Source organism: Streptomyces sp. CT34 (assembly GCF_000805335.1).
Classification (GTDB): Bacteria; Actinomycetota; Actinomycetes; order Streptomycetales; family Streptomycetaceae; genus Streptomyces.
Window position 1 is genome coordinate 401182 of the sequence record NZ_KN708638.1, and the last position, 9845, is coordinate 411026.

Consider the following 9845-nt stretch of genomic DNA (forward strand, 5'->3'; position numbering starts at 1 on the left):
GGCGATGACGAACGGGACCCAGGTGATGGCCGGGTAACTGCCGGAGAAGAGGAGGGAGATGATGCCGTGGACGGCACTGCGGCCGTGGTGTGCACCGTCGTACGTGCCGTCGCCGATCACCTGCATCGCGGCGTACAACAGCTGGGGGAAGACGACGGCTGTCCCCGCCGCGATCACCGCCAGCGATCTGGCGCTGAGCCGGTAGAGCGGCAGCACGAGCAGGAAGTACACACCGTAGAAGGCCAGGATGACATCGACCGGGGTACCGGCCATGGTCAGCGCCGCGCCGGTCGCCACCAGTACCGCGGCCCGGATCACCACCTTGGCGACGGCCTGGCGGCCGGCGCGCCCGGTCTTCGGCGTGCTGCGCCCGGTGATGAGGACGACGGCGAAGCCCGCCAGGAGGGCGAAGAGCGCCGAGGCCCTGCCATGGGTCAGTTCCATGAGGAAGCCGGTCACCCCTCCCTCATCCGGGTCGGGGCCGACATGGGCGGCGTACATGCCGAAGACCGCGAGTCCACGGGCCAGGTCGACGCCGATCAGCCGACCCGCCGAAGTCCTGCCGGTCTCGTGTGTCGAGGCCGGGGCGTCGTCTGAGGGCGGAACACGGCGCCCTGGCGAGTCCTGTAGGTGCCGGGCGGGGGCCATAAGGGGGTCTCCCTCTCGTCTCGTACGGGGTAGGTGACCCGGGGCGGGAGGACTGGTGTGGACGCCGTAACCGTCCGTCCCGGGGCTTTTCACCGCAAGCCGAGGGGGCCTGCGGAGTGTCGTGAAGTCGGGCACAGCGGTCTCACCACGGCGGACCCGGAATCGGACGGGTCGGCATACGAGGTACCTGCGATCAGCGCCCGGAGTTCCGGCGAGTGGCGTCTGCGGTGGCCTCGACGGCAAGCCAGAAGGCTTCCAGGAGTGCGTCGAGGACGCGGTCATCATCGTGCTCGGCGAGGTACGGCGAGAGGGCGGTGAGCGCCGGGTACTGCTCGGGCGAGAGGGTGGCCTGGACGACGGCCCCTGCCTGCTCGTCGCCGTCCTTGAGGTGCTGTGGGAGTACGGCGTGCCCGGCGCGCCTGCCGGCGTGGGCGAGGATCGTGTCGGCGAGCATCCGCTGGAAGAGGGCGACGTCCTCCGCCCGCAGACCTATTTCCTGCAGTCCGGCGAGCATCATCTCGATCGCGGCGAACTCCCCCGGGCCCCGCGTGGTCCGGCAGGCGACGGCCGCGCCCACATAGGGATGCGCGACGTAGACCTCCACCACGCTGTGGGCCAGCGTCCGCAGCCGCTCACCCGCCGCCAGTCCTTCGGGTACCCGCGCGACCGCCATCTGCAGCAGACGGTCACCCACCGCGAGCAGCAGCGCATCGCGGTCGGCGAAATGCCGCCACACCGCCGAGCGGTCCACGCCCAGCGCCTCGCCCAGCGCCCGCCCGGTCAGCCCGTCCCCCTCCGCGCGCGCCGCGACCCGCACCGCCGCATCGACGATCAGCTCCGGCGACAGTCGCACCGGCCGTTTCCTCACCTGACCAAACCCTCCCGACATCTGTGCTGTCATCAATGACGACAGCACAGACGCTAGACAGTTCCGACACCAACCGGCAAAACCGAAAGTGCAACCCCCGTCCGACCAACAGGACTTCAGCGATCACAGGACCCCTCGTCGGATCGGCGGTTGCGGACAACACGACGGGAAATCCAGGGCCGTTGACGCCGGAAGGCCGAGGCTGAGCAAGGCAGTGCGAGGAATCGCAGGTCAACACCATGGCACCGACCACAACGAAGGGGTTACCCCTCGCACGGCCAAGGCCCTTTTCCTACTACGGAGTTACTCTCCCCTACCGACGCTCGGCGATCAAATGCAGCAGGGCCGCCACCCGCCGATAGGGGTCGGTGCACCCGGCACGTTCCTCGCAGCGGAGGATGGCGCCGAGCGTCTCCGCGTCCGGCAGCGCCGCATCCGACGCGACGGTGTCGGTGAACACCCGAACCCCGTACCAGGCGCGCACACGCATCTCACGCCGGCCCAACGCCGTCGTGAGATCCGCCAGCCGATCGGCACGGGCGTGCACACCGATCCGGTTGAGATAGGAGTCCCCCTCGAAGGCCCTCTCGACGTTGTCCCAGTCGGCCAGCAACCCTGGGCGCATCGCCAGGGCATCCCCGTTCCGTACGAGCAGGGAGAGGATCCCGCCCGGCACCAGGACCTGCCCGATGGCGTCCAGCAGTGGACCGGGATCCGGGAAATACATCAACACGCCCTGGCAGAGCACCACATCAAAACTCGACGGGGCGAACATCCCCGCCAGCTGTTCGGCGTCACCGTGGAGCAGGCGCACCCGGTCGCCGACCTCCACCGGCTCCGCAGCCACCGCGGCGCGAAAGTCGTCAAGCAGCCGGGGCGAGGAATCCAGTCCGGTGACCGAATGCCCTCGCCGGGCCAAGCCCAGAGCCTGTGTGCCCTGTCCGCAACCGATATCGAGCACCCGTCGGGGCGGCAGGTCCGGCAGGTGCGCCGCAAGCTGCCGCGACACCAGCTCCTGGCGGACGACCTGCCGCAACGTCCCCGAATGGGCCCGCCACTGCTCCTCCCCCGCCGAGAAGCCCATGTCCATGTCCATGCCCTTGTCCATATCCATGTCCTTGTCCACGTCGCTCCTCTGTCGCCCGGTCGTGGCGAGCTTGGACGAACTGCTCGTCCGACCGATTGGCCCGGACACGTCACGGGGCGGCACACCGCGCCATGGGCCGAGCCGTAAGCCGAGGCGGAGAACGGAGCCACAGCGGGAGCGGGGACGCCGAGACGTTGCACCCGGCGCCGGTGGGTCGCTGTTCGACCCATACCTCGTTCGACCCGTACCTCGTGTCGCGAGCGAGCACTCGCCGGCTCGACGTAACAGGAAGCGGACGAATCACCGTGGCGGGTGTGAGCACGGCGGCGGAACCGTACTGGATCGTGGTCGTCCCGCTCCGGCCTGCCCTGCGAGGGTGCTCCGGCCGCCCACACGGTGGGCGGCCACGCCGCGCGGCGCTCAGCCCTGTTCGGGCTTCCCCGCCGGTGCGTACTCCCGCAGGATCTCCACGAACGCCCGCATCCACTCCGGCTGGTCGTTCCAGGCGCGGGCCGAGACGACTTTGCCGTCCACCACCGCCGAGCCGTCCACGAAGACCCCGCCGCCCAGTTCCACCTCCGGCGCACAGGCGGGGTAGGCGGAGGTGCGGCGGCCCTTCAGCACACCGAGCGGCGCCAGCGCGATGGCCGCGTGGCAGATGTGCGCGACAGGCTTGTCCGCATCGAAGAAGTGCGTGACGACGCGCCGGAAGTCGGAGTCGTGCCGGAGGTATTCGGGCGCCCGGCCGCCGGGGAGGACGAGGGCCGCGTACTCCGCGGGGTCGACCTCGGACAGCGCGAGGTCGGCCGACCAGGAGTGGCCCTGGCGCTCGACGTAGGTGTCGAAGTCGTCGACGAAGTCGTGCACGACGAACTGCAGCTTTTTGCGGGAAGGGGCGGCGATCCGCAGCTCGTAGCCCTCCTCCAGCAGCCGCTGGTACGGGTAGAAGAACTCCAGGTCCTCAGTGGCGTCGCCGGCGATGAGCAGGATCTTGGGCATGGCGGTACTCCTCGTGATCGCAGCGGCCGGCCCGATCGGAATGAGCGGGCCGTATCGGGTCCATCGGTTCCCCAACCGATGTCCGCGAATGCGTCGTCCAACGCCGGTTTCCGGACTCCCGGCACGGGAGGGCGTTCCAACCCGTCGTCAGAGGCTGTGGGCGACCGGGTGGAACGGCTGGTAGAGGGGGAGTTCCGCGCCGCTGGGAAGGCGGACGGCGGTCAGCAGACCCCAGCGCTGCTCGCTGATCGGGCGGGTGACCTCGACGCCTTGCGCGCGCAGCTGCCCCAGCTGGGTGCGGAGGTCGTCACACATCAGGGAGAACTCGTGTCGCGGGGCGTCGTCGGTGGGGTGTACGGCGACCTCGGCCGGGGGCAGTTTGAAGATCATCCAGCCGCCGCCGGCGTCGACGCCGGGGAAGTCGAGTACGTCGCGGATGAAGGCGCGGTCGGCCTCCGCGTCCTGGCTGTAAAGGATGACGTGCGCGCCGTTGATCATGCTGGCCCCTCATTCGTTGCGCCCCGGACGCCGCCTGCGGTGCGGGGCGGTCTCCGCACCCTGCCGGGTGAGGTGCCGCGGCGGTCGGTGTGCCGGGCATCGTGCCACGGCCAGGCCCCGGTCTGTGATCGCCACGTCGAGCGTCGAGGTCCGCGAGCGAGCGGCGGGGCAGGGGCGTGAGCAGCCGATGGCGCCACGGGGGCGCCGTGACGCACCCATGCCCCCGCGGGCAAGGAGCCTGCCGGCCGCAGCCCGCACCGGGACGGGGTGTGACGACATGTGCGGCCGGCAGGCGACGGTGGACCGGGCCACGCTCGGGAAGGCGTTTCCATACGTGGCCCGGTGAGGCCATGTTGACACGGCCCCGCGTCGCTCGGGCGCCGAAACCGGCGCACTCCCGGGTGAGGATTCTCCCGTCCCCGGCTCGGAACCAGCCCGGCCCGCTCCCCGACTACTGGCAAAAGGCCCCGCAGGGGCGGGTGGCCACTTCCCGACCCCACCAGGATTCATTCACCAGTTCGGGAACTCGCCGGCGGAATCGGCCGACTCCTGGGACGGAGACTGCCGTTCGGCAGCTCCCGCACACGGGGAGGCCCAACCATGCCGCATCACGCCCAGAAGCCGTCACCGGCCCGCACCCCACCATCCCACGTGCCGGGCGGGCCGGCGGTGGACCGCTGGAGTCTGGTCGCCGTCGCCGGGATGCTGTCGTTCGTCGCGATGCTCGACATGAACATCGTCACGGTCGCCCTGGCGGACATCTCCCGCAGCCTGAACGTCTCGCCCGCCACGGCCCAGTGGGCTCTCCTCGGCTACCAACTTCCCGTCGTGGCCCTGCTGCTGCCCATCGGCCGGTGGCTGGACGGCGCCGCCGGTCTCCGACCCGCACTCCTCGCGGCAACCGCCGGATTCGCCGTGTGCAGCATGGCCGCTGCCGCCGCCCCGTGGGCGGCCTGGCTGATCGGTGCCCGCGCCTGCCAAGGCGTCTTCGCCGCGGTGCTGTTCGTCCTGATGCCGGTGCTGGCCGCCCGGTCCGTACGGCCGGAGCTGCGGGCCAGGGCGCTGAGCGTGCCCGCCACCTGCGGCCCGCTGGGAGCGGTCACCGGGCCGGCGGTGGGCGGCATCCTGCTGGACCACCTCGGTTGGCGGGCGGTCCTCCTCGTCAAGCTCCCCTTCTGCATCGCGGCGCTGGTCGCGGCCCGCCGGGCCATGCCCCGGGACGGGCGGCTGCGCGCGCCCGACCGGCGCTCCCTCGCCGATGCCGCACTGGTGGGGACCGCCCTTGCGGCCGTGCTCCTGGCCCTGACCCTCGCACCCGGCGCGCCCGCCTGGCTGCTCCTGGCCACCGCCGCGGCTCCGCCACTCGCACTGTGGCTGCGCGGCCCCGGCGGGCGCACGTTCACCGCCGCACTGCGTGAGTCCCGGATGCACGGGGCGTACGGCGCAGTGCTCACCCTGGCGGCCGGCTTCGCCGCGACGCGCTACGCGGTGGCCCTGCACCTCCAACAGGACGACGGCGTCAGCGCCACCACAACCGGCCTGACCGTGCTGGCCTTCCCGCTCGGCATGGGCCTGGCCGGCCCCCTCGGCGGGCGGCTGGCCACCCGTTTCGGCCCGCGCCCCGTCGCGGTCTCCGGCGCCGCGATCACCACGCTCGGCCTGGGCCTGCTCCTGCCCCTCGGCGAGACCCTGTCCCCACCCGAAGTGGCCTGGCGCCTGGCCCTCGCCGGCATCGGCATGGGTTTGTACGGCGGCCCGGCACAGGCCCTGGTGATGGGCGCCGCGCCACCCGGCCGGGCTGCCACCGCCGCCTCGACCATCCAACTCTCCCGCCAACTGGGCTTCGCCCTCGGCCCTGCTCTGGCCGCCGCCCTATGGGGGTCGGCGGGTCAGGCCCACGGCGTACAGGCCGCACTCGCACTCGCCGCGGCAGCCGCCGGCCTCGCCATCCCGCTGCTCGCCCTACGGCACCAGCGGTTCGCGAGAACCGGCTGAACCGCGGCGAAGCACGACCCGGACCCGAAGTGTCCGCCCCAACCCAACCAGATCTCCATCATCCTGATCACCCTGCTACGCCAGCCACCCCGATCAGCGTGCACGGCCGCGCGACGAACCGGCGCTGCTGCCCGCTGCCGTCGAGGAACTCCTCCGCTACGACAGCGCCTTCCGGTCGACCACCGCAGAACACATGGAGCCGCCCGCACACCGAAACCGTCGGGGTTCCCCATACCCGTGGTCACCGCGCCGGCGGACGGACTGAGCGCACGGCCCACTGGCCCGACAGGGTGGTGGATGTGCCGACTGAAGCCGCGCAGCCCAGGAATGGTGGTGGCGGCTGCTAACTTCGCGAACTGTCCGAGGGGCCCAGGCAACTACCGTCGAGGCGGGGCCATGGTTGTGAGCGGAGGCAACGGTGACTGACGTAGGAGAAGGTCCCGAAACACCGCCCGGCACCCGCTTCAAGCGCCGAAGCTTCCTGGCATCAGCCGCCATTGCAGCCGCCACGCCTGTCTCGGCCGCCAGTGCCGCGCAGGCAACCGAACTGCCGGCGGTCGGACGTCCCACCGCGCCCGACCGCGGCTCCGTGGGACGCCTCCTCGCCGTACCCGAGGAAGCGCGCGGAGAGACCTGGATCAGGTCGGCCCTCCAAGTGGCCGTGGAACTCGAACTCGCCACCATCCCCACTTACTTGTGCGCCTGGTGGTCCATCAAGGACCGCCGAAGCGAGGCCGCCCGGTTGATCCGGCGCGTCATCGGCGATGAGATGTACCACTTGGGCGTGGTGTCCAACTTGCTTGTTGCAGTGGGCGGGCGTCCGAGAATCAGCGACGCGGCACCCGTCTACCCCGGCCCGCTCCCCGGGGGCGTGCGCGCCGGAGTGACCGTGTATCTGTCCAGTCTCACCCCGTCGTTCGTGCACGACGTGATGATGGCGATCGAAGCACCCGAGGCTCCGATCGCCCAGGGTGCGGCCAACTCCCTCAGCATCGGCGTCTTCTACGAAGAGTTGCAGAGGGCGTTCCGGACCGCGGCACCCGAGCTGTCCACGCGAGGGCAACTGTTCAAGTACATCGGCGCGGACGTGCTGAAGCCGGTCGAGAACCTTGACGATGTCGAGCGCTCCATGGAGATCGTCAAGGAGCAGGGCGAGGGCACCGCCAGTTCCCCGGCCAACACCTTCGAGGATGACCATCCGGCCCACTACTACGCTTTCAGCGAGATCTACCACGGGCGACGGCTGCGCAAGGTGAACGACAGATGGGAGTTCACCGGCGCGCCCGTGCCCTTCCCAGACGTCCGCCCCATGGCCCGCGTACCGGCCGGTGGCTGGCCCCACCCCCCGACGGACGTTCAGCGGCTCCTGCAACGCTTCGACGACACCTACCACGACGTGCTCAACTCCCTTGACCGAGCCTGGGACGGAGGCGGCGAGCGGGCGTTGAGCGCGGCGGTCCACGCCATGTGGGGGCTTGAGTCCCCTGCCGTCGAACTGATGGAGATCTCCATCCCCGACGCCCCGGGCACCTACGGCCCCCTGTTCCGCCCACTCCCACCTCATCGGGCCATCTGACGCGCCTGCCCTGCCACTCGGACTTGAACGGCGCGGCGTTCCCCATGCCGTCTCACCCGGGTCCAGGTAGCCGGCCCCGGCCCTCGGAGTTCAAGGACGGGGTCACCCGTGCTGCGATCAGTCTGCGTCCGCAGACATAACCGAGGCGGTCAACGAATACCTGGACCCGGTTCAGGGCTCGAAGAACCGACTACGCGCAGGACCACTCCTTCCTCCACCGGACACCGCGCGACGGCGACGAGCGAGCCAGAGCGGTGGCCGATGCCACGCTCGCCGAGGTACGTGCAGCCATGAACAGCCACCACTGACAGCTTCCAGCCCGGTGAAAGACCGCCGTCCTCGTGTCACGTATCGGCGTCTCACCACCGGTCCCGAGCACCACCAGGCCGCAGCAGAACCGCCACCCCACTCCCCTAACATGTAATGCATGGAAATAAAGAACGACCCTTACGAACTACGCGTGGGCGTACCTTCCTGCGAGGACTTCCGCCGCCTGCGAGCGGATGCCGGCCTCTCCGACAAAGACCCCGAGGCAGTCGCGCTCGCCCTGCCCAACACCTGGTACGGCGTGATCCTCCACCACGAAGGCGAACCCATCGGCATGGGGCGCATCGTCGGTGACGGCGGTACCGCCTTCCAGATCGTCGATGTCTGCGTGCACCCCGCACACCAGGGGCAAGGTCTCGGCAAGCGCATCATGGCCGCGCTGACCCGCGAACTGGAGGACCGCGCGCCCGCCACCGCCTACGTCTCACTCATCGCGGACGGCCCCGCCCGCTTCCTCTACGAGAAGTTCGGCTTCGCCGACACCGCCACGCACGACTCCATCGGCATGTACCGCTTGATGGGCGGTAGTTGAGAACTTACGGAACGGAATGACCTGCCCGACAGGTCTGCACAACAGGCCCCGGGCACGGCGAGCGGAATCACCGCCGGACGTGGCGACTTGCTCTCGCCGCTTCGGCAGCGCCCTGCTCACCCTCACCGACGAGAACGGCTTTCAAGCACCGTCCTCGGATCGCTGACATGCGACAGGGCCGCCGCGAGCACGAACCGAACCGATTCCACTACGACGAAACCAAGCGCAAGTTCGCCACCGGCCAGTCGCTCACTCCGCACCTGACAGTCGGCGAGTGGGTCGGCCAGTGCCTTGAGCCCTGAGGCCCGGAACCGTGACTGAGCGCGGCACTTGGTGGGTCTCTCCAGATGCCGCGCTCGAATCGTTCTCAGCCGTCGCGGCCCGGCTGCGCGGATGTGCTCTCGCCGCCATGCCCGGCTGACGCCAACTCACTGCTCGTCGAGGTCGTCCTGAATGTCATCGAGGGACTGCTGCCCGCTCTGCTGCTGGTGCCCGCTCTGCTGCTGGCGCGCCTTGTCCTGTGCCTCCTGGCCCCGCTGCTGCGCCTGCTGCCTGGCCTGCTGCGCCCTTTCCCTGGCACGCTGCGCCTTCTCCTGCGACTCGTCCTTCATCCCCATTGCGAATGCTCCTTCATACGTAGGTGTACGGGGCGGGTACCCAGACTGATGATCCTGGAGTGGACGGGCATCAGCTCTCCCTCCGGGGCAAAGGGGTGAATCATGCTGCCCGGCGTCGGACGCCCCCGGACAGAACCCCTGGTGCGCGACGGGCTGGGCCCGGCTGAAGGCCGGTCGGAGAAGGCGATGCCGAGTGTCGCGCAGCTGCGGCAGCGGTTCCCCGTTCGCTCACCACCGCCCCGGCGCCGGGGGTGCCCGGGGCATACCGCCGCAGGTCACGGGCTACGTAAGCATGCGGGGAGCCGTCCGGCACAGATGCCTGGTCGCGTGAATGTCGGCGACATGATCGGCCCTGACCGGCGTGGGCGTGGAGTTGATGGGACCTGCGATGGGACCTGCGATGGGAACCGCGGTCTTCGCGGCGCTTCCGCCGGAACGGGGAGGCATGGCCGCCGGGGCCATGACCACCTTCCGGCAACTGGGGCAAACACTGGGGTCGCGGTCTTCGGCGTGCTGTTTCAGCAGAGCGGCGTCACTCTGCCCGAGGGCCTGAACCGGGTCCTGATCGCCGCTGCGGCGGCCGGGATCACCGGCTCCGCACTCGCCTGCCTTTTCGTGCCGAAACCGGCAGCGGCGAACGCGTCGGTACCCGCCCGCCGCAACCTCACCGGCTCCCGCCGAACCCATGGCGAGCCGCC

General features: G+C 70.2%; 10 protein-coding genes and 1 pseudogene. 5 read left to right on the forward strand and 6 right to left on the reverse strand.

The annotated features are described in order from the left end of the window. The 5 genes from RZ84_RS40405 to RZ84_RS01840 all read right to left on the reverse strand — a co-directional run. On the reverse strand, positions 1-648 hold a 648-nt coding region (locus RZ84_RS40405), incomplete at its 3' end, for a heparan-alpha-glucosaminide N-acetyltransferase domain-containing protein (RefSeq protein ID WP_241777509.1). Between the two features lie 193 nt (positions 649-841). Continuing rightward, positions 842-1501 (reverse strand): TetR/AcrR family transcriptional regulator, encoded by a 660-nt coding sequence (locus tag RZ84_RS01825; RefSeq protein WP_052229694.1) that lies wholly within the window; start codon positions 1499-1501, stop codon positions 842-844. Positions 1502-1829: 328 nt separating this feature from the next. Then, a complete protein-coding gene (locus RZ84_RS01830) occupies positions 1830-2642 on the reverse strand; it encodes a class I SAM-dependent methyltransferase (RefSeq protein ID WP_347232722.1) in 813 nt (270 codons plus the stop codon). A 381-nt stretch (positions 2643-3023) separates the two neighbouring features. Then, positions 3024-3602: a DJ-1/PfpI family protein gene (locus RZ84_RS01835; protein WP_043262818.1), complete on the reverse strand. Its 579-nt coding sequence runs from the start codon at positions 3600-3602 to the stop codon at positions 3024-3026. Positions 3603-3749: 147 nt separating this feature from the next. Then, positions 3750-4100, reverse strand: coding sequence for a VOC family protein (locus tag RZ84_RS01840; protein WP_043262819.1), 351 nt, complete (start codon positions 4098-4100; stop codon positions 3750-3752). Between the two features lie 600 nt (positions 4101-4700). Between RZ84_RS01840 and RZ84_RS01845 the strand changes: the two genes are divergently transcribed. The 4 genes from RZ84_RS01845 to RZ84_RS42215 all read left to right on the forward strand — a co-directional run bounded on the left by RZ84_RS01845 (position 4701) and on the right by RZ84_RS42215 (position 8832). Beyond that, positions 4701-6095, forward strand: a complete 1395-nt coding sequence (locus RZ84_RS01845; RefSeq protein WP_107068055.1) for an MFS transporter — start codon at positions 4701-4703, stop codon at positions 6093-6095. Positions 6096-6513: 418 nt separating this feature from the next. Beyond that, positions 6514-7671, forward strand: a complete 1158-nt coding sequence (locus RZ84_RS01850) for a ferritin-like domain-containing protein (RefSeq protein ID WP_078893498.1) — start codon at positions 6514-6516, stop codon at positions 7669-7671. 427 nt (positions 7672-8098) lie between these two features. After that, positions 8099-8530, forward strand: a complete 432-nt coding sequence (locus RZ84_RS01855; RefSeq protein WP_043262821.1) for a GNAT family N-acetyltransferase — start codon at positions 8099-8101, stop codon at positions 8528-8530. Positions 8531-8697: 167 nt separating this feature from the next. Further along, positions 8698-8832: a hypothetical protein gene (locus RZ84_RS42215; RefSeq protein WP_277816863.1), complete on the forward strand. Its 135-nt coding sequence runs from the start codon at positions 8698-8700 to the stop codon at positions 8830-8832. Positions 8833-8958: 126 nt separating this feature from the next. On the opposite strand, the gene RZ84_RS01860 is transcribed toward RZ84_RS42215, so the two are convergent. After that, a complete protein-coding gene (locus tag RZ84_RS01860; protein WP_043262822.1) occupies positions 8959-9147 on the reverse strand; it encodes a hypothetical protein in 189 nt (62 codons plus the stop codon). 510 nt (positions 9148-9657) lie between these two features. Here RZ84_RS01860 and RZ84_RS40410 point away from each other — a divergent pair. Then, positions 9658-9845 (forward strand): annotated as a pseudogene (locus tag RZ84_RS40410) (hypothetical protein); the annotation flags it as partial.